The organism is Pseudomonas sp. CFBP 8772 (assembly GCF_014841665.1).
Taxonomy (GTDB): Bacteria; Pseudomonadota; Gammaproteobacteria; order Pseudomonadales; family Pseudomonadaceae; genus Aquipseudomonas; species Aquipseudomonas graminis_B.
Genome location: NZ_JACYUI010000004.1, coordinates 177,958 through 197,806, shown reverse-complemented (window position 1 = coordinate 197,806; position 19,849 = coordinate 177,958). Strand labels below are relative to the sequence as shown.

The 19,849-nt window shown below is 62.2% G+C and carries 17 protein-coding genes; 3 read left to right on the top strand and 14 right to left on the bottom strand.

The genetic code is table 11. The features are described 5' to 3' along the window. Nucleotides 1-264 precede the first annotated feature (264 nt). The 8 genes from IFT99_RS10820 to IFT99_RS10785 all read right to left on the bottom strand — a co-directional run bounded on the left by IFT99_RS10820 (nt 265) and on the right by IFT99_RS10785 (nt 9,752). Nucleotides 265-894, bottom strand: coding sequence for a TetR/AcrR family transcriptional regulator C-terminal domain-containing protein (locus IFT99_RS10820; protein ID WP_192132204.1), 630 nt, complete (start codon nt 892-894; stop codon nt 265-267). Then, nucleotides 891-1,580 carry a DUF4197 domain-containing protein gene (locus IFT99_RS10815; RefSeq protein ID WP_192132201.1) on the bottom strand — a complete coding sequence of 230 codons (690 nt, stop codon included), beginning with the start codon at nt 1,578-1,580 and terminating at the stop codon, nt 891-893. Before IFT99_RS10815 ends, IFT99_RS10820 begins: the two co-directional genes overlap by 4 nt. A gap of 39 nt (nt 1,581-1,619) precedes the next feature. Next, nucleotides 1,620-2,018: a YbaY family lipoprotein gene (locus IFT99_RS10810; protein WP_192132199.1), complete on the bottom strand. Its 399-nt coding sequence runs from the start codon at nt 2,016-2,018 to the stop codon at nt 1,620-1,622. A 48-nt stretch (nt 2,019-2,066) separates the two neighbouring features. Further along, nucleotides 2,067-4,559, bottom strand: coding sequence for a glycerol-3-phosphate 1-O-acyltransferase PlsB (plsB, locus tag IFT99_RS10805; protein ID WP_192132197.1), 2,493 nt, complete (start codon nt 4,557-4,559; stop codon nt 2,067-2,069). A 97-nt stretch (nt 4,560-4,656) separates the two neighbouring features. Beyond that, the gene (locus tag IFT99_RS10800) at nt 4,657-5,034 is read right to left on the bottom strand and encodes a hypothetical protein (protein WP_065989871.1); all 378 of its coding nucleotides are present in this window, start codon (nt 5,032-5,034) and stop codon (nt 4,657-4,659) included. Between the two features lie 65 nt (nt 5,035-5,099). Next, a complete protein-coding gene (locus IFT99_RS10795) occupies nt 5,100-5,909 on the bottom strand; it encodes a putative RNA methyltransferase (RefSeq protein ID WP_192132195.1) in 810 nt (269 codons plus the stop codon). Further along, a complete protein-coding gene (dapE, locus tag IFT99_RS10790; RefSeq protein WP_192132193.1) occupies nt 5,909-7,060 on the bottom strand; it encodes a succinyl-diaminopimelate desuccinylase in 1,152 nt (383 codons plus the stop codon). The genes IFT99_RS10795 and dapE overlap by 1 nt, the downstream gene beginning before the upstream one ends. Nucleotides 7,061-7,163: 103 nt before the next feature. Further along, complete coding sequence (locus IFT99_RS10785; RefSeq protein ID WP_192132191.1) at nt 7,164-9,752, bottom strand: glycosyltransferase family 2 protein; 2,589 nt, start codon at nt 9,750-9,752, stop codon at nt 7,164-7,166. A 232-nt stretch (nt 9,753-9,984) separates the two neighbouring features. On the opposite strand from IFT99_RS10785, the gene tcdA reads away from it, so the two are divergent. Then, nucleotides 9,985-10,803 (top strand): tRNA cyclic N6-threonylcarbamoyladenosine(37) synthase TcdA, encoded by an 819-nt coding sequence (gene tcdA / locus IFT99_RS10780; protein WP_065989864.1) that lies wholly within the window; start codon nt 9,985-9,987, stop codon nt 10,801-10,803. Between the two features lie 17 nt (nt 10,804-10,820). Here the strand turns inward: tcdA and IFT99_RS10775 are convergent, their stop codons facing one another. The 4 genes from IFT99_RS10775 to IFT99_RS10760 form a co-directional block, all read right to left on the bottom strand. Further along, nucleotides 10,821-11,225 carry a SufE family protein gene (locus IFT99_RS10775; RefSeq protein ID WP_065989862.1) on the bottom strand — a complete coding sequence of 135 codons (405 nt, stop codon included), beginning with the start codon at nt 11,223-11,225 and terminating at the stop codon, nt 10,821-10,823. Next, on the bottom strand, nt 11,222-12,427 hold the full coding sequence (locus tag IFT99_RS10770; protein ID WP_192132189.1) for an aminotransferase class V-fold PLP-dependent enzyme: 1,206 nt from the start codon (nt 12,425-12,427) through the stop codon (nt 11,222-11,224). Before IFT99_RS10770 ends, IFT99_RS10775 begins: the two co-directional genes overlap by 4 nt. Nucleotides 12,428-12,491: 64 nt before the next feature. Continuing rightward, nucleotides 12,492-13,526 (bottom strand): 2,3,4,5-tetrahydropyridine-2,6-dicarboxylate N-succinyltransferase, encoded by a 1,035-nt coding sequence (gene dapD, locus IFT99_RS10765; RefSeq protein ID WP_065989858.1) that lies wholly within the window; start codon nt 13,524-13,526, stop codon nt 12,492-12,494. A gap of 31 nt (nt 13,527-13,557) precedes the next feature. After that, nucleotides 13,558-13,920 (bottom strand): ArsC family reductase, encoded by a 363-nt coding sequence (locus IFT99_RS10760; protein WP_192132187.1) that lies wholly within the window; start codon nt 13,918-13,920, stop codon nt 13,558-13,560. On the opposite strand from IFT99_RS10760, the gene IFT99_RS10755 reads away from it, so the two are divergent. Together IFT99_RS10755 and IFT99_RS10750 are read left to right on the top strand one after the other, a co-directional pair. Beyond that, entirely contained in the window at nt 13,913-14,119 is a 207-nt protein-coding gene (locus IFT99_RS10755; RefSeq protein WP_192132184.1) for a hypothetical protein, read from the top strand. The genes IFT99_RS10760 and IFT99_RS10755 overlap by 8 nt on opposite strands. Before the next feature lie 56 nt (nt 14,120-14,175). Continuing rightward, nucleotides 14,176-15,822 carry a Na+/H+ antiporter gene (locus IFT99_RS10750; protein ID WP_192132182.1) on the top strand — a complete coding sequence of 549 codons (1,647 nt, stop codon included), beginning with the start codon at nt 14,176-14,178 and terminating at the stop codon, nt 15,820-15,822. Nucleotides 15,823-15,852: 30 nt separating this feature from the next. Here IFT99_RS10750 and dapC read toward each other — a convergent pair whose 3' ends face one another. Beyond that, nucleotides 15,853-17,049 carry a succinyldiaminopimelate transaminase gene (dapC, locus tag IFT99_RS10745; RefSeq protein ID WP_192132181.1) on the bottom strand — a complete coding sequence of 399 codons (1,197 nt, stop codon included), beginning with the start codon at nt 17,047-17,049 and terminating at the stop codon, nt 15,853-15,855. A gap of 96 nt (nt 17,050-17,145) precedes the next feature. After that, nucleotides 17,146-19,845, bottom strand: a complete 2,700-nt coding sequence (locus IFT99_RS10740) for a [protein-PII] uridylyltransferase (RefSeq protein ID WP_065989850.1) — start codon at nt 19,843-19,845, stop codon at nt 17,146-17,148. Between the last annotated feature and the right edge of the window lie 4 nt (nt 19,846-19,849).

Sequence of the window (19,849 nt, the reverse complement as noted above, 5' to 3'; positions counted from 1 at the left end):
TTCCCGGCTAAAGCCGGTCCCACAATATTGGCCGGGCGCCAGTATTCGCGGATGCACGCACTGCGTTCAGTAGGACCGGCTTCAGCCGGGAAGAGGCCGGTGTGATCACCATCAGATTTGTGGTGTGACGCCTGACGCATTCCCGGCTAAAGCCGGTCCCACAATATAAGCTGGGCGCCAGTATCCACGGATGCACGCTCTGCGTTCAGTGGGACCGGCTTCAGCCGGGAATAGGCCGGTGCGCGCGCCATCGAATCTACAGCCTTAAACCCGATACGCCTTCAAGAACAGCGCCACCACGTCCCTGGCGTGGTGGTCGGCAGCTCGCTCGTCCGGTATTTCCCCGGTGCCGATGAGAAGCCTGAAATGATGCACGCCTTTGATCAAACTCAAAAAATGCCCCGCCGCATCAAGCGGCGATTCGAAATGCAGGCCGTTTTTACCGCTCAGCTTGCGAAGGAACCGCTCCAGCTCGCGCAGGACTCGCTGCGGTCCTGCTTCGAAGAACACCTGTGTCAGCGATGATGCCTGAGGCCCCAACGCGATGATCAAACGGTTCAGGTCGATGGACTCCGGGCTGTTGATCAGCGTTTGAAACCCTCTGGCAATACCCAGCAATACTGTTTCAACGGGCTCATCAACCGGCACATCCACGAATAACGCCGGGACCTGCTCCTCGCAGCGAGCAACCACTGCGCAGGAGAACAAAGTCTCCTTGTCGGTGAAGTGGCTGTAGACCGTGAGCTTGGAGACCCCGGCCTCAGCGGCGACGGCGTCCATGCTGGTGTTGGCGTAACCGTTGCGGATGAACAGGTTTTTGGCGGCTTCGAGAATGGCCTGGCGCTTGGCCAGATCCTTGGGGCGGCCGGGTCCGGCGGGGGCGCTTGCCTTCACAGCGCGCCGAACACTTTCTTCGCCAGACCGGTCGCCGCCGCTGCCGGGTTGGCGCGGATGCTTTCTTCCTGTTTGGCGATCATTTCGAACAGGCCGTTCAACGCCTTCTCGGTGACGTAGCCTTCGATGTTCGAGCTCTTCGCGTCCAGCACGCCCAGCGTCGCGGCCTGACCGGCGAAGGCGTTGTATTTCTGCGCCAGCCCGACTTTGTCAGTGGCCTGCTTGACGATGGGCAGAAATTTGGCGCGGATCTGTTCGCGGCTGGAAGTGCTCAGGTACTGGGTGGCCGAGTCCTTGCCGCCGCTGAGGATGGCTTTGGCGTCGGACACACTCATCTTCTTCACGGCATCGACCAGCAACGTCCGCGCCTGGGGCATCGCCGCTTCCGCCGCTTGGTTCATGCTGGTTTCCAGCTGGTCGACCTGAGTACCCATGCCGAACTGTTTCATCTTCTTGGCGACCTTGCCCAGGCTGCCGGGCAGTTCGATGCGAACATCCTTGTTGTTGCTGAACCCACCTGGTACGCCCAGTTGCTTGACGGCGACCTGGGCGCTCTGGGTGAGGGCATCCTTCAGTCCGCCGGTGGCGTCCGATTGCGACAGATCATTGAGCGACAGCGCGAAGGCACTGGCCGATAACAGCAGGCCGGCGCATATACCAGTGAACGAGAGGGAGCGACGCAGCATGGGTAATGTCCTTTTCAACGGTCTGTGATCCACGCCCGATTAACGGGCCGGGCTCAAGCGAATTTTGACGGGCGGTTTTTCGTCCAGCGTCAGGTCCACCGTGTAGCGCTCGGTGCTGATCATCAGCAACTTGCCGTCCACCTCGATGCGCGCGCTGACCGAGTAAGTGTGACCCGGCTGGACCTGCTTCTGATCGTAGGTCAGCTGAAACGGCAGCGGCACCTGGCCTTTGATCGGGCCGTTCTGGCTGGCGAGGATCTGCGCGGGCGCGTCTGCCAGCGTCACGTCCTGCAGCGAGACCTTCAGCGTAGCGGTTGGCGGAAGCGCCATGCGCTGCAGGTAAAACACTTCGCCGTCCACCGAGCCCGGCAGGTTGTCCGGCGTATGGGCGCAAGCGGCCAGCACAGTGGTCATGAGGGTGAGCAGGATGTGTTTCATGTGATGTTCCTTGTCAGGTGAAACAGGTGAGAGGGCGTGCGTCGTCGCTCAGGCGATCGGCGCGTCCCCAATGACTTCATCACTGCGATGCAACGCCACCTGGCGGATCGACAGCCTGATTTCCGCTGGCAATACCCGCTTGGCGGCGCCTTCGGCCAGATCCCCCAACATATCGTGATAGCTCAACTTGCCTGCCGCGTCGGTGCGCAGAACGCCCTGATCCAGCAGCGTCTGAATGAAATGCCGGAACAGGCTCTTGTCGAAAAACTCCGGCGCATTCAGGCCGTGCAGGATCGACAGCCGCTGGGCCATCGTCGTGCACAACTCCTCGAGCCCTTCGGCGGTGAGCGTGTGCTGACCGCTGTTGAGCAGCAGGGAAATCGCCATGTAGAAACGCTGCAAAGTCTGGGCAATCGCTCGCGACAGCACCGTCAGCATCACAAAAGCGCGCGAGCTCGGCGCCGGGCGCAGGTACACGCCGTTCTCGAATCGCAGCAGGCCCTGATCGACAAACGCCGTCAGCCACTGATCGATGACGTCATCCAGATCGTCCAGCGACCAGCGGATGAACAGCTCCGATTGCAGGTACGGGTACAGCGCCCGCGTATACCGCAGAATCTGTTCGCGGCTCATGCGTGACGAGCTCTGGAAGAAGCAGGCCAGCAACGAGGGCAGCGCAAAGATGTGCAGCACGTTGTTGCGGTAGTACGTCATCAGGACGGCATTCTGCTCGTCCAGATACAGAATCTTGCCCAGCGCATCGCTGAGTTCCGAGAGCAGGTTCATGCCTTTGACGTGCGCGATGAGCGCCCGTCCATCGCCGTCCGGCAGCGTGGTATGGGGCGAGTAGGGCACGGTGCGTAACAGCGTCAGGTACAGATCCAGCACCCGCGCCAGGGCTTGATCGTCCAGCGCGTGTTTGGCTGTCGACAGCAACGCCAGCGCCACCAGATTCACCGGATTGATCGCCGCCGCTTCGTTCAGATGGCGTGCCACGCGTTCGCCCAGACGGTGGGTGGTCTCGTTGAGCCAGGCCGGTTTGAACACCGGGCCCAGTTCCTGGGTGCGCCAGTCCGGCTGCTCATGGTCGAGAAACTCGGTCAGCTTGATCGGCTCACCGAAGTTGACCGAGACCTGGCCGAAGCGCTGCTTCAGCGCGCCAATGACTTTGAAGATGTCGAAGATCGACTCTTTCTTCTTTGCCGCACCGCGCAGTTCGCCCAGGTAAGTCCGGCCTTCCAGCACGCGTTCGTAGCCGATGTACACCGGCACGAACACAATGGGCATGCGCGAGTTGCGCAGGAAACTGCGCAGGGTGATCGCCAGCATCCCGGTCTTCGGCTGCAACATGCGCCCGGTGCGCGAACGTCCGCCTTCGACGAAGTACTCCACCGGGAAACCTTTGGTGAACAGCGTGTGCAGGTATTCGTTGAACACCGCGGTGTACAGCGGATTACCCTTGAACGTGCGGCGCATGAAAAACGCGCCGCCGCGCCGCAACAGGCCGCCGATCACCGGCATGTTCAGGTTGATGCCGGCGGCAATGTGCGGCGGGGTCAGGCCGTTCCGAAACAGCAGGTACGACAGCAGCAGGTAGTCGATGTGGCTGCGGTGGCACGGCACATAAATGATCTCGTTGCCCTGGGCGACGTTCTGCACGCCCTCCAGGTGACTGACCTTGATGCCGTCGTAAATCTTGTTCCAGAACCAGCTCAGCACCACTTCCAGAAAACGGATGGCGGTGTAGGTGTAGTCCGAGGCGATTTCGTTGCCGTAGTGCAGGGCTTTTTCACGGGCCTTGGCTTCGGTGATTTTCTCCCGAGCGGCCTCGTCGAGAATGGCCTGCCTGACCAGCGGGTCCGCCACCAGCCCTTTGACCAGATGGCGACGGTGCGAAAGGTCCGGTCCGATGACGGAGGTCTTCAGGTTGCGGAAATGCACACGCAGCAAGCGTTGAGCCATGCGCACCGTGCGCTCGTAACCCTTGTTCTGATCGACCAGCTCACGCAGATGAACCGGCGCCGAGAACTGCACGCGGGTTTTGCGGCCCAGGATCAGAATGGTCACGAAGCGACGCAGACGCCCGGTCACCTTCCAGCTATCGGCAAACAGCAGCTTCCACGGGCTGTCTTCCTTGTCCGGGGACTGGCCCCAGAACACGCTGACCGGAATGATTTGCGCATCTTCCGTGGCATTTTGCGTGACTGCGCCGACCAGACGTTCAAGGGTCGGTGGCGCGCCGCGTTTGTCGTGGCGGCCCAGCCAGTCGGGCTCGGGCGTCAGGTAGAAAAACGCAGCCGGCTCGGTCAGATTGCCAACCGCCACGGAGAGTACCGGGCGCGGCAGACCGGCCTTGCGGCACTCGGTGTCGAGGACGGCAAGGTCGCTCATCGAAGGGTTTTGCAGCGCGTAGAAAACCGGGCGGCTGCGGTCGAGATTGAGGGTGAAAGACGACTGGTTGATCGTCTCCGAGCGCACCCAGAGGTAAAGCAGGCGGCGCACGGTGCCGAATACAAGACGGCGAAACGGGGAACGGGTCATAGAGTTCTGCTGAGAGGGGCGACGCCCGCGAGGCCGCCAGTTTGCCGCATCTGGTGGGGATGGGCAAAGCGGCGCGGGTGCCCGGCGGGATGACGTATCAGGACGTATGCCAGGTGATTTCTTCTTCACCATCAACGCTGATGCGAATCCATTGATCGGCTTCGGCGTCACTCTCTTCCTCGACCCAGGTCCCCGGCGCGCAGCGCACTTCGACTTTCAACGTGGCGAAGGCGGCGCGGGCGCAGGCGATATCGTCGTCCCACGGGGTTTTGTCGCTGTCCAGGCACAGGCTGTTCCACTTGCCGACGGCCTTGGGAATCCAGGTCACGGGCACGTCGCCCGCTTGGCATTTCCAGGTCTGGCCTTTCTGTGTCCAGTCGGTGCAAGGGCCGATGTCTGCGGTGAGCCAGGCGGTGATTGCCTTGTGGTCGACGTCAGCGTCTTTCAGGTAAATCTCGATATCGGGTTGGCGCATGGATGCCTCTTGGTTGTGCTGGAAAATCCACTCGCGGATTCAGTCTGTTCGGGTGCTTCAAGCCGTCAATTCAGGACGAAATAATCGTAGCGCATGGACACCGTAACCTCGAACGGCTCGGCCTGATCGACAACGTTCGCGCGGCGTTCAGCACTGGCGCGCCAGCCGTGGGGCGTCATGGCGAGCAGATTGGCGCGGGCCTGGCCGTCCACCAGTGTCAGGGTGAAGCGCAGGGTTTCGCTGTGCTGCAGGCTCATGCCTTCCGGCACCAGCGCCAGGTGCTTGTCATCGCTGTAATCGCGGACTTCGTCGTACAGGCGCTGGCGCAATTCCATCAGGTGATCATTGGTCGGTCCTACACGCATCAGGCCGCCGCCCGGCGACAGCAGACGCTTGGCCTCGGCCCAGTCGAGCGGGCTGAACACGCTGGCGATGAACTGCATGCTCGCATCCGGCAGCGGCACGCGGGCCATGCTGGCAATCAACCAAGTGATCTTCGGGTCACGTTTGCAGGCGCGCTTCACCGCTTCGCGAGAGATGTCCAGCGCATAGCCGTCAGCGTTGGGCAGGCCCTGGGCGATCTGCGCGGTGTAATAACCCTCGCCGCAACCGATGTCGAGCCAATGCGCGGGGGCGCGCTCGGCAGCCAGTTCTGCCAGCCGTTTGGCCACCGGTGCGTAATGCCCCGCGTTGAGAAAGTCGCGGCGCGCCTCGACCATCGCCTGATTGTCGCCAGGGTCGCGGCTGTTCTTGTGCTGCACGGGCAGCAGGTTCAGGTACCCCTGACGGGCGCGGTCGAAGCGGTGCCCGGCCGGGCACACGACGCCGTTATCCGCTGAATCGAGCGGGGCGGAGCAGATCGGGCAAGTCAGCATCAGGCGAGCAACTTGACCAGAGTCTGGTAGTAGATCTCGGTCAGCACGTCGAGATCGCTGGCGAGGATGCGTTCGTTGACCTGATGGATCGTCGCATTGACCGGCCCCAGTTCAACCACTTGGGTACCGAGGGTGGCGATGAAGCGACCGTCCGACGTGCCGCCGCTGGTCGACGCACGGGTGTCGCGGCCGGTGACGTGTTTGATGCTCGCCGACACTGCGTCCAGCAGCGCACCCGGTTCGGTGAGGAACGGCAGGCCGGACAGCGCCCATTCCACGTGCCAGTCCAGGTCATGCTTGTCGAGAATAGCGGCCACGCGCTGCTTGAGGTCTTCGACGGTGGATTCGGTGGAGAAGCGGAAATTGAACACCGCCACCAGATCCCCCGGGATCACGTTGGTCGCGCCGGTGCCGGAATTCAGGTTGGAAATCTGGAAGCTGGTGGGCGGGAAGAAATCATTGCCGTTGTCCCAGTGCTCGGCGGCCAGCTCGGCCAGCGCAGGTGCTGCCAGATGAATAGGGTTCTTCGCCAGATGCGGGTAGGCGACGTGGCCCTGAATGCCTTTGACGGTGAGGGTTGCGCCCAGTGAGCCGCGACGGCCGTTCTTGACCACATCGCCCACCAGTGTCGTGCTCGACGGTTCGCCGACGATGCACCAGTCGAGACGCTCCTTGCGCGCCGCCAAGCGCTCGACCACCGCTTTGGTGCCGTGGTGGGCCGGGCCTTCTTCGTCGCTGGTGATCAGGTAGGCAATCTTGCCCTTATGGTTCGGGTGGTCGGCAACGAAACGCTCGGTGGCGACAATCATCGACGCCAGGCTGCCTTTCATGTCCGCCGCGCCACGGCCGCAGAGCATGCCGTCTTCGTCGATCAGCGCGCTGAACGGATCGTTCTGCCAGGCCTGAACCGGGCCGGTCGGCACGACGTCGGTGTGACCGGCAAAACACAGCACCGGACCCTCCTGGCTGCCGTGGGTGGCCCAGAAGTTATCCACATCCTGAATACGCATAGGCTCCAGGGCAAAACCGGCATCGCTCAGGCGTTTCATCATCACGGCCTGGCAGTCGGCGTCCAGTGGCGTGACGGATGGGCGACGGATCAGGTCGCAGGCGAGTTGCAGCGTGGGCGAGAGGTCGGCTGGGGCTGTCATGAAAAGTCCGAGATATTGAGTGAAGGCAAGGCGATAAACCGGCGAATAGCTTAAAGCAAAACGGCGACCCGAAGGCCGCCGTTTAGTACAGCGCCCCATTGTTTCAGGCAGTAGCGGGTTCGTCTGCCGGTTTTGGTTTCGGCAGCGAAGACAGAAACGCCATGATCAGCGCCGCGAGGTACGGCAGCGACTGCACCAGCAGCATGATGACCCAGAAGCGCATGTCGTTGCTCGGCAGGCCCTGCACCAGACAGATGCCCAGCGCGGCGCCCCACAGCATCAGCATGATGAACAGCTCTTCGCGGGCCTCGGAAATCGCCACCAGCAAGCCATGGCTTTCGGCGTTTTTCGGGGTGCGGAAGAACGGGATGCTGGTGGTGAAGAACCCGTAGAGCACCGCTTTGGCGATGGTGTGAGACAGCGCCAGCCCCGCGAGGGCCGCATAGAACGCATCCGTGAGGTTCACGCCCACGGCGCGACGGTAAAGGAAGATGATCTTGCCGACCTTGAAGAAGAACAGCGCCAGCGGCGGGATCGCGAAAATCAGCAGCGGCGGGTCAACCCGGTTGGGCACGATGATCATCGCCGACGACCAGAGCAATGCGCCAACCGTGAAGAAGATGTTCATGCCATCGGCCACCCACGGCAGCCACCCCGCGAGGAAGTGATAACGCTGGCCACGGGTCAGTTCGGTGTCTTTGCCGCGCAGCAGGCTGGCGGCGTGACGCTTGATGATCTGAATCGCGCCATACGCCCAGCGGAAACGCTGCTTTTTGAAGTCGATGAAGGTGTCGGGCATCAGGCCCTTGCCGAAGCTGTTGTGGGCGTACGCCGCCGAATAGCCTTTTTCGAACACGCGCAGGCCCAGCTCGGCGTCTTCGCAGATGCACCAGTCCGCCCAGCCCAGTTCTTCCAGAACCGAGCGACGGGTCATGGTCATGGTGCCGTGCTGAATGATCGCGTCGCGGTCGTTGCGGGTCACCATGCCGATGTAGAAGAAGCCTTTGTATTCGGAGTAGCAGAGCTTCTTGAACGCGCTTTCGTGCTGGTCGCGGTAGTCCTGGGGCGATTGCACCACAGCGATTTTCGGATCGGCGAAGTGCGGGACCATGTGCTTGAGCCAGTTGCGATCAACGCAGTAGTCCGAGTCGATCACGGCAATCACTTCGGCGTCCGGCGCGGTGTGCGGGATCAGGTAGTTGAGGGCGCCGCCCTTGAACCCGGCCAGCGGTGCGACGTGGAAAAACTTGAAGCGCGGGCCGAGCATTTCGCAGTGGGCCTTGACCGGCTCCCATACGGCGGGGTCCTTGGTGTTGTTGTCGATCAGCAACACTTCGAAATCCGGGTAATCCAGTGCGGCCAGTGCGTTGAGGGTCTGTTTGACCATCTCCGGCGGCTCGTTGTAGCAGGGCACGTGGATAGAGACTTTCGGTCTGTAGGCCGAATCCCCTTCAACGGGCAGGAATTCGCGGCGGCGCTTGTGCGTCCACACCGCTTCGGCCAGTTCGTGCGCCTCGGTCAGCAGCACGATGAAAACACCGAACGCGCCCAGTGCCAGTAAAAATCCTACGAGCAGGCTGAACCAGGTGCTGTATTGCTGACTGTAGTCGTAGCCGATCCACACCAGAACCGAGCCGCACAGGAAGGCGATGAAGGTCAGGAATGTCCGGCCACGCTGACGCAGCGCCGAGCCATCAATCAGCAGCAAGGCGAGGGCCAGCATCGCCAATACCGCCGAGCCGATCGCGAGCACGCGCCACTGCGGGATCGCCACGACCGGGCCTTCGAAATTGAATTTCTGCTGGCGGGCAGCGTTGTAAACGCCCCAATACGCCCCGACAGAGCCTTCGTCGCTGGCTTTCCACGGCTGGTCGAAGGCCTCGATCACGAAGTAGTTGAAGCCCTGACGGTTGAGCTTGTTGACCAGCGTGCGCAGGTAAACCGCTTGATCCGCCTGGGTGGCGTCCGCACCGCCACGCATGTGGCCGTTGCTTGGCCAGCCGACTTCAGAGAGCAGCAGCGGTTTTTTCGGGAACATGCGTTTCAATTCGCGGGCGCGGTCGAGCACGTACTGCCCGGCCTTATCCATCGGGATGTATTCCCAGTACGGCAGGATGTGCGCGGCGACCAGGTCAACGTGCTTGGCCAGTTCCGGGTACTTCTCCCAGATATGCCACTGCTCGGACGTGGTCACCGGGACTTTGACGGCGGCGCGCACGCGGTCGAGGGCGGCCATCAGGTCCTTGGGTTTGATCTCTTCGCGGTACAGCGCTTCGTTGCCGACCACCACGCGAACGACGCTGCGCGAGGTGTTCGCCAGTTCGATCGCCGTGGTGATTTCGCGCTCGTTTCGCTCCAGGTCCGGACTGATCCAGATGCCGAGGGTCACCCGCAGGCCGAACTCCTCGGCCAGCTTGGGGATGTCCTTGAGCGTGCCGTCCACCGAGTAGATACGGATGTTGTCCGTCTGCTTGCTCATCAGCTCCAGGTCCTGACGCATTTCTTCGTCGGACGGGTAGAGATCCTTCTGCGGATTCTGTCCCAGCCGGAAAGGCGAATAGGAAAAGCCGGAGATCTGTTCAGGCCAGTTGGGGGCGGTGACGGGGCGGTTGATCAGCGCCCAGAAGCCGGTGAACAGCGCAGCGATCGCCACGACGACAACGAGGTTGAGTCCAAATTTACGCGATGACATAGGTGCTTCAGGTTCCAAAAGGGGAACGGGGAGGAGTGACAGGGTACAGCGGGCCGAAACTTTGGCAACCGACACGTGTTCAAGTTCTGTTCGGCCTCGCATGTGCGACGTTGCCAGCTCTCTGCGGGCCTGCCGGGAAAGCGCTGACTTTCAGACCAAACGCCTGCAACTCAGCGCTTTGCGAATCGCCGTCAGGGCCTATAATGCGCGCCGGTTTTTTGGGGTATTGGTCATGAGCACAGAAGATCCGCGTTTCGCTGGCGTCGCCCGCCTGTACGGCATCGAGGGCCTGGAACGCCTGCGCGCGGCCCACGTGGCAGTGGTCGGCATCGGCGGCGTGGGTTCCTGGGCGGCGGAAGCCATGGCGCGCTGTGGCGTGGGCGAGATTTCCCTGTTTGACCTGGACGACGTGTGCGTCAGCAACAGCAACCGCCAGTTGCACGCCCTGAGCAGCACCGTTGGCCGCGCCAAGGTCGAAGTCATGGCCGACCGTCTGCGGGAGATCAATCCCGATTGCGTGGTCCACGCCGTCGCCGACTTCGTCACCCGAGAGACCATGGCCGAATACATCACGCCGGACATCGACTGCGTGCTCGATTGCATCGACAGCGTCAACGCCAAAGCGGCACTCATCGCCTGGTGCAAGCGCCGCAAGATCCAGATCATTACCACCGGCGGCGCGGGTGGGCAGATCGACCCGACCCTGATTCAGGTCTGCGACCTCAACCGGACATTCAACGATCCGCTGGCGTCCAAAGTGCGTTCGACCCTGCGCCGGGACTACGGCTTTTCTCGCACCGTCACCCGCCATTACAGCGTGCCGTGCGTGTTCTCCACCGAGCAACTGCGCTATCCGAAACCGGACGGCAGCATTTGCCTCCAGAAAAGCTTCGTCGGCGACGGCGTGAAGCTGGACTGCGCGGGTGGTTTTGGCGCGGTCATGATGGTCACCGCCACGTTCGGGATGGTCGCCGCGACCAAGGCCGTGGACAAAATCGTCGCCGGCGTGCGACGCCCGTCGGAGCGGACCAAGGAGCAGCCTGCGGCCTGACGGCTGGGTAAGCGGTCTCAGCCGGCCAGCTGTCGCATCTTCTGCAACACGGCATTCAGCCCGTTGCTGCGGGAGGGGGACAGCTGACGGGTCAATCCCAACTGCGTGAACCACTCAACCAGATCCACCTGCTGCAGTTCTTGCAACGACAGGCCGTTGACCCTAGCCAGCAGCAATGCCACCAGCCCCCGAATCAACCGCGCATCGCTGGCAGCGCGGAACTGCCAGTGCCCGTCGATCACGTCGCCCATCAGCCAGACCTTGCTCTCGCAGCCGTCCACCCGATGCTCGTCGGTTTTTTCTTCGTCGCTCATGGGCGGCAGCCGATCACCCCATTGCATCAGCAACCGTGCGCGCTGCTCCCAGCTCAATGACCCGTTGAAGGTCTCCAGCGCCGCATGCGCATCGGACGGCAGGCTCATCGCAACAGCTCCAACGCTTGATCCAGTGCGATGAAAAACCGCTCCAGATCATCGGAATCGTTGTACAGCCCCAGCGACACGCGGATTGCCCCAGAGAGGCCTAAACCACTGATCAACGGGATGGCGCAGTGGTGACCGGCGCGAACGGCAACCCCTTGCTCGGTCAGCAGGTGCGCAAGATCGGCGTTGTGCACGCCCTCGACGATGAAACTCACCAGCGCCACGTGGGGATCGCCCAGCACTCGTACGCCGTCGCGCAGCATCAGCCCGGCGCGCAGCCGCTCATGCAGGCGGGCTTCGTATTCGGTGACAGCGGATTGATTGAGTGCGTTGAGATAATCCAGCGTCGCGCCGAGGCCGATCACCGCGCTGATGGGCGGCGTGCCCGCCTCGAAGCCCAGCGGTGCAGGACGAAACGTAGCCGTCTGGTAACCGGTCTGCAGGACCATTTCGCCGCCGAACTGCCAATGCTGCAACTGTGCCAGCGCCTGATGTCGGCCGAATAGCACTCCCACGCCGTCCGGGCCATAGAGCTTGTGGCTGGAAAACACATAGAAGTCGCAGCCGATGTCCTGCACATCGTGTCGGCCATGGACGACGCCTTGGGCGCCATCAATCACCGTCAGCGCGCCCTGTGCCTGGGCCAGCGCGACGAGCTGCCGGACCGGCTGCCAGGTGCCGAGCACGTTGGACAACTGGCTGACTGCCAGCAATCGGGTGCCTGGAGTGATGAGTTCGGCGGCGGCCTCAACATCAATCACACCCGCCTCGGTGACGGGCAGGACCACCAGCTTCAGGTCGCGACGCAGGGCCAGTTGCTGCCAGGGCAACAGATTGGCGTGGTGCTCCAGCGCGCTGATGACAATCTCGTCGCCGGCCTGAAACACGTGCTCCAGGCCATAGGCGAGCAGGTTGAACGCGGAGGTGGCGCCGTGGGTAAAAACGATTTGCCCCGATGCGCCGGCATTCAGCCATTCGCCGGCCTTGCGCCGCGTGTCCTCGAAGGCCTGGGTCGCCATGGCGCCCGGCAGGTGCTGGGCGCGATGCACGTTCGCCGCGCCATTGGCGTAGTAATGCACCGTGGCGTCGATCAGGGCTTGGGGTTTTTGTGCGGTGGCGGCGCTGTCCAGGTAGGTCTGGCCTTGCCGTTGCAGGGCGTCGATGGCCGGAAAGTCAGCGCGCCAGGGGGAAATGAGGGGCATATCAGTCACGCTCGTTGAGGCGGGTTCGGCCCCTGAAGGAAACCGAACCCGCACGCAGCATCGATCAGTTGTGAGCGTGCAGCGCTTCGTTCAGCTCGATGGCCGACTTGTGGGATTTGCACTCCACCGCGCCGGTCTGCGAGTTGCGACGGAACAGCAGGTCCGGTTGACCGGCCAGCTCACGGGCCTTCACGACTTTGACCAGCTCGTTTTTGTCGTCCAGCAGCGCCACTTTGGTGCCGGCGGTGACGTACAGACCGGCTTCAACGGTGTTGCGATCGCCCAACGGAATGCCGATGCCGGCGTTCGCGCCGATCAGGCAGCCTTCGCCGACCTTGATCACCATGTTGCCGCCGCCCGACAGCGTGCCCATGGTCGAGCAGCCGCCGCCCAGGTCCGAACCCTTGCCGACGAATACGCCAGCCGACACGCGACCTTCGATCATGCCCGGGCCTTCGGTGCCGCCGTTGAAGTTGACGAAACCTTCGTGCATCACGGTGGTGCCTTCGCCGATGTAGGCGCCCAGACGCACGCGCGCCGTGTCAGCGATGCGCACACCGGCCGGCACGACGTAGTCGGTCATTTTCGGGAATTTGTCCACCGAGAAGACCTCCAGAAAGTGGCCTTTCAGGCGAGCTTCCAACTGACGCTCGGCCAGTTCGCCCAGGTCGATGGCGCCCTGGCTGGTCCACGCGACGTTCGGCAGCAGGGGGAACACGCCGGCGAGGCTCAAACCGTGGGGCTTGACAAGACGATGGGACAGCAAATGCAGCTTGAGGTAAGCCTCAGGGGTGGAGGTCAGCGCGGCGTCTTCAGCCAGCAGCGTGGCAACCAGCGGGTTGTGGCTTTCGGCGAGTCGGGTCAGCAGTGCGGCCTGGGTGTCGTCGATACCCTTGAGTGCATTGGCCAGACGCGAGGACAGATCAGTGTTGAATGCGATGGCCTGATTGCCACCGGTGTAGCCCAGGATCGGCGCGATGGCGGCGACGATTTCAGCCGACGGGTTGAGCAGCGGCAGGGCGTAGAAAACTTCCAGCCAGGTGCCTTGACGGTTTTGTGTGCCAACGCCAAAGGCCAGGCTGAATAGAGAAGTGGACATGCAGATACCTCGTTATTTAGGGCTATCTCAATCAGGCGATAGCCGCAGCGTACAGTTCGGGTTTAAAGCCAATCAGGGTTTTTTCGCCAAGATCCAGCACCGGGCGTTTGATCATCGAGGGCTGGGCGAGCATCAGCTCAATGGCCTTTTCCTGGTCGAGGTCGGCTTTCTGCGCCTCGTCCAGTTTGCGAAAGGTCGTGCCGGCGCGGTTGAGGACCGTCTGCCAGCCATGCTCGTTGCACCAACGGGTCAGGTGGTCCCGATCAATGCCCTGGGTCTTGTAGTCGTGGAAATCGTAATTCACCGATTTTTCATCGAGCCAGGTGCGCGCCTTCTTCATTGTGTCGCAAGCCCTGATCCCAAACAGGTGCAACGTGTGGGTTTCCTTGGCCATCGGCCTGCTCCTTTCGGGACGGTTGAAAAAAACGGTGGAGGATTATGCCACGTACACGCCGGGTAAGCGCGGCGGGCCGACGCTTTGTCCGTTCGAGGTGGGTTTGCGCGGCGTGACCTGGGGCGACAATGGCCGGCTATCAGGGATGTATCAGAAGCCCATGATCCCTTGCAGCCGCTATGAGGGGCACTTTGCCTGACGCATCGGGTCTGTTGCCGATGTCAGTCATGTGCCACACGCTTGGGGAAACACGCAATGCAAACAGCCTATACCGTCCTTATCTTGTTGACGCTGGTAGGTGTCTCGCGATTGCTGGCCCGGGTGATTCCGCTGCCGTTGCCGCTGGTGCAGATCGCCGCGGGCGCCTTGCTCGCCTGGCCGACGCTGGGCCTGCACGTGGCGCTCGACCCTGAGCTGTTCCTGTTTCTGTTCCTGCCGCCGCTGCTGTTTTCCGATGGCTGGCGCATGCCCAAGCGCGATCTCTGGCGCTATCGCGGCGCAATCCTGACCCTCGCGGTCGGGCTGGTGATTTTTACCGTGATCGGCGCCGGTTACTTCATCCACTGGCTGCTGCCTTCCATTCCCTTGCCTGTCGCCTTTGCCTTGGCCGCGGTGCTGTCCCCGACCGACGCCGTGGCGGTCTCGGCCATCGCCCAGGACCGGCTGCCCGCGCCGATCATGCGCATGCTCCAGGGCGAGGCATTAATGAACGACGCCACCGGCCTGGTCACCTTTAAGTTTGCCCTCGCAGCTGCCATCACAGGCGTGTTCTCCCTGACCGATGCCAGCCTGAATTTTGTGCTGGTGGCGTGTGGCGGTCTGGCCGTGGGCGTTGCGCTCAGTTGGGTGGTGGGGCGTCTGCGCAGCCGGATGATCACCCGGGGCTGGGATGATCCGGCGACCCACGTTGTCTTCATGTTGCTGCTGCCGTTCGCCGCTTACGTCCTGGCCGAGCGCCTTGAACTGTCCGGCATTCTCTCGGCGGTGGCGGCGGGGATGATGCAAAGCTGGGTCGATCTGCTGCCCCGCCAGACCACCACTCGACTGCTCAATCGCAGCGTGTGGACCCTCCTGGAGTTTGCCTTCAACGGCCTGATCTTCCTGCTGCTGGGCTTGCAACTGCCGGACATCATTACCGCCGTTACCCACCACGAAGCGACCCTGTGGCCGACACTGTTGTGGCGTTGCCTGGATGTGCTGGCGATTTTCGTCGTGCTGGCGGTGTTGCGTTACATCTGGGTGCAGAGCGTCTGGCGGCTGATGATCCAGATTCGGCGCTGGCGCGGCAGGGGCGACGGCACGCTGGATCTGTCGACCCGTTCTTCATTGCTGCTGACGGTGGGCGGGGTGCGCGGTGCAGTCACGCTCGCGGGTACGTTGTCGGTGCCGCTGCTGATCAGCGCCGGCGTCGACTTTCCCGAGCGTGATTTGCTGATTTTCATCGCGGCAGGGGTGATCCTGCTGTCGCTGGTGTCGGCGAGCATTGGCTTGCCGCTGCTGCTGCGTGGGCAGGTCAATGAGCCGGACACGCGCATGAAGCGCGAAGTGCGGGATGCCTGGAAACGGACGGCTCAGGCGGCAATCAAGACACTGGAGAGCGAAGCGATCCCCGCAGCCACGGATTCACCCGAGGCTGCGCAGGCGGTGCTCGCGATAGAAGTAAAGGCGCGGATCATGTCCGAATACCGCCAGCGTCTGGATATATTCAACGACACCGCCGAGGCCCAGGCGCTGGCCTTCCAGATGGACCAACTGGAGAAACGCATGCGCCTCAACGCCCTGCGTGCCCAGCGTCTGGAGCTTTACAACCTGCACCGTCATCACCAGATCGGCGATGACGTGCTGCGCCTGGTGCTGGCGGAACTCGATCTCAACGAAGCCAATCTGGGTCTGGCGCACTGAGGCACGAATAACGCCTCAGCAAGACAGGTATCAGCGGCTCGTGACGAAATCCCGGATGCGCTCGGCGGCTTCGATGCACTCGGCCAGCGGTGCGACCAGTGCCATGCGCACGCGGCCGGCGCCGGGGTTGAAGCCGTCGACGTCCCGGGACAGGTATGACCCCGGTACCACGGTCACGTGTTCAGTGACGAACAGATCACGGCAGAACTTCGCGTCATCAGTCCCGACGTTGGGCCACAGATAGAAGCCGCCGTCGGGGCGCTGCACGTCCATGACCGGGCTGAGGATTTCCAGCACAGCGTCAAACTTCTCCCGGTACAGCGTGCGGTTGGCGCGCACGTGTTCTTCGTCGCTCCAGGCCGCGATGCTTGCCAGTTGCGTTTGCACCGGCATTGCGCAGCCGTGGTAGGTGCGATAGAGCAGAAACGCCTTGAGAATGTCGGCATCGCCTGCGACAAAACCTGAACGCAGGCCCGGCAGGTTCGAACGCTTGGACAGGCTGTGGAACACCACGCAGCGCTTGAAATCCTGGCGACCCAGTTCCGCGCAGGCGCTGAGCAGCCCGGCCGGCGGGGTCGCTTCGTCGAAATACAGCTCGCTGTAGCACTCGTCGGCCGCGATCACGAAATCGTGCTTGTCGGCCAGCGCAATGAGCTTCTTCAGGGTTTTCAGCGGGATCAGCGCACCGGTCGGGTTGCCCGGCGAGCACAGAAACAGAATCTGGCAGCGGTCCCAGACATCAGCGCTGACGGCGTCGAAATCCGGGTTGAACCCATGTTCGGCCAGGCAAGGCAGATAGTGCGGAGTGGCGCCGGCCAGAAACGCCGCGCCCTCATAGATTTGGTAAAACGGGTTAGGGCTGATCACCAAACCGTTGTCAGCGCGATTGACGACCGTCTGGGTAAAGGCAAACAGCGCCTCGCGGGTGCCGTTGACCGGCAGCACATGTTTCGCCGCATCCAGCCAGCCGGCCGGCACGCTGAAACGGCGCTCGCACCAGTGAGCGATGGCTTCACGCAGCGCAGGAATCCCGGCCGTGGTCGGGTAGACCGCCATCTGATCGAGGTTGTCGGCCAGCGCCTTGGCCACGAACTCTGGCGACTTGTGCTTGGGTTCGCCGATCGACAGAGCGATCGGACGTTTGTCCGGATTCGGCGTGACGGCACCGAGCAAAGCGCGGAGTTTCTCGAAAGGGTAGGGCTGAAGCTGCTGCAGGGCGTTATTCATGTCGAATCGTTCTCAAGGCTGGGCGCCCGCACTCGTGTTCACGATGTGGCAGGGCGCCGTTGAATCAAGTCGGTATGGCTGGCCGTCCTGGCCGGTTCAAATGCTGATGCGCAACTCGCTGCCGGGCTCGGGATTGACGCTGAGCTGTTCGACGATTTCATCCTGCAGGCGTCGGCACAGCTGCGGATCGGACAGCGGCTGGTGGTTTTCATCGGTCAGGAAGAACACGTCTTCCACGCGCTCGCCCAACGTGGCGATCTTGGCGTTCTGCAGTGACAGATCGAACTCCAGGAAGATCTTGCCCAGTCGCGCCAGCAGCCCGGGGCGATCCGGCGCGCTGAGTTCCAGCACCGTGACTGGCCGTTGCGCGTCGTTGGAAATCGTCACCACAGGCGCGAAGGCAAAGTGCTTGAGCTGACGCGGTACCCGGCGTTTGATGATCGTCGGGTAATCGTCGGGGTTGCGCAGCGCCTCGGTCAGCCCTTCACGAATGGCCTTGATGCGCTCCGGGTTTTCACCGATCGAACCGCCTTCACTGTCGAGCACGATGTAGGTGTCGAGGGTGAACTGGCTGGTGGAGGTGATGACCCGGGCGTCGTGAATGTTCAGGTTCAGCTGGTCCATCGCCGCCACGGTCACGGCAAAGAAGTCATGCTGGTCGGGCGCATAAATGAATATCTGCGTGCCGCCTTCAAACTCGCGCTGGGTGGTTTCCTTGATCAGCACCAACGGGCCGCCATCGGCCGGCTGCTGCAAAATCGCGTCGCTGTGCCAGGCCACGTCACCTGCGGTGTGACGCAGGAAATAGTCATCACCCAGTTGCGACCACAATTGCTCGACGTCGTCGGGATCAGTGCCGCTGCGCACCAGAATATCCAGGGCGGCGCTTTGGGTGCGACGGATCTGCTCCTCGCGGTCGACCGGATTCTCCAGCCCACGCTTGAGTGCGCGCTTGGTCTCGGTGTACAGCTGGCGCAACAGGCTGGCCCGCCACGAGTTCCACAGCGTCGGATTGGTCGCGTTGATGTCGGCGATGGTCAGCACGTAGAGGTAGTCCAGATGCACTTCATCGCCGACGAACTGGGCGAAGTCGTGAATCACCTGCGGGTCGGACAAGTCCTTGCGCTGGGCGGTGGTCGACATCACCAGATGGTTCTGCACCAGCCAGACAATCAGTTGGGTGTCCCAGTGGGGCAGGTGATGACGAATGCCGAACGCTTCGGCATCCACCGCGCCCAGTTCCGAATGATCGCCGCCGCGGCCCTTGCCGATGTCGTGGTACAGCCCGGCCAGATAAATAAGCTCGGGCTTGGGCAGTCTGGCCATGAGCTTGCTGGCCAGCGGGAATTTCTCTGACACCTGCGTGTATTGCAGCTTACGCAGGTGCTTGATCAGGTTCAGCGTATGGGCGTCGACCGTGTAGATGTGGAACAGGTCGTGCTGCATTTGCCCGACGATGTGGCCGAACTCTGGCAGGTACAGCCCGAGAATGCCGTAACGGTTCATCCGCCGCAGGTTGCGGTGGATGCCGATCTCGCATTTGAACAACTCGATGAACAGGCTGGTGTTGCGGATATCGTTGCGGAAATCGTCGTTGATCAGGTAGCGGTGTTCCCGCAGCAGCCGGATGGTGTCGGCGCGCACGCCTTTTATTTCCGGGCGCTGCGCCATCAGCACGAAGATCTCGAGCATCGCGAACGGCGTGCGCTTGAAAACGTTTGGATGAGTCGCCTCGATGTAGCCGTCATGCAGCTGGAAGCGCGAGTTGATCGTCTCGGTGACCGTGCCTTCATCGTCCGCGAGAATCACTTCTTCGAAGTGCTGGATGATCAGGTCGCTGAGCTGCGCAATGCTCATGACCTCCCGGTAGTACTTCTGCATGAAGCGCTCTATGGCCAGCTTGGCGTCACTGTCTTCGTAACCCAGCAGGCGCGCGATGCTGGTCTGGTAATCGAACAGCAGTCGGTCTTCGGAACGACCGGCCAGCATGTGCAGCGCATAACGGACCTTCCACAGAAATTCCTGGGAGGACGCCAGCAGCGCGTTTTCGCTCTCCAGCAGAAAACCCTCGTCGGCCAGTGCGTGCAGATTCAGCGTGCCGTACTGGCGACGGGCAACCCAGAGAATGGTCTGAATATCCCGCAGCCCGCCGGGCGAGCCTTTGACGTTGGGCTCAAGGTTGTACTCAGTGTCGAAATATTTGTGATGACGGTTCTTCTGCTCGGCGCGTTTGGCCAGGAAGAACTCCTTGCTCGGCCACATTTCGCGGGTGCTGGTGACGGCGAGCATGCGTTGACGCAGTCGCTCGGGGCCGGCAATCGTGCGGCTCTCCATCAAATTCGTAATGACGGTGAGATCGGCCCGTGCCTCGGTGACGCATTCGTCCACCGAACGCACGCTCTGACCGACCTCCAGGCCGATGTCCCACAGCAGCGTCAGAAAACGCTCGATGGAATCGCGGAAAACCTCATGGTCGGCGCTGTCCAGCAGGATCAGCAGATCAATGTCGGAGTAGGGGTGCAGTTCGCCGCGACCGTAGCCGCCGACCGCCAGCAGGGCGATGTCGGCGTCTTCGCTCCAGTCGAACTGATCCCAGGCCTGCTGCAGGATGTTATCGACGAACCAGGCGCGGTCTTCGATCAGGCGGCGAATTTCACGGCCTGACTTGAAGCGTCCGTCCAGCACCTCGCGCGCCTGACGGATGGCTTTCTTGAAGGCGGGTATGGGGCTGGCCTTCAGCGCCAGCTCGGCCTGAAACTGGCCGCGATCGAACAAATCTGGGTCCACCTGCGGCATCGAA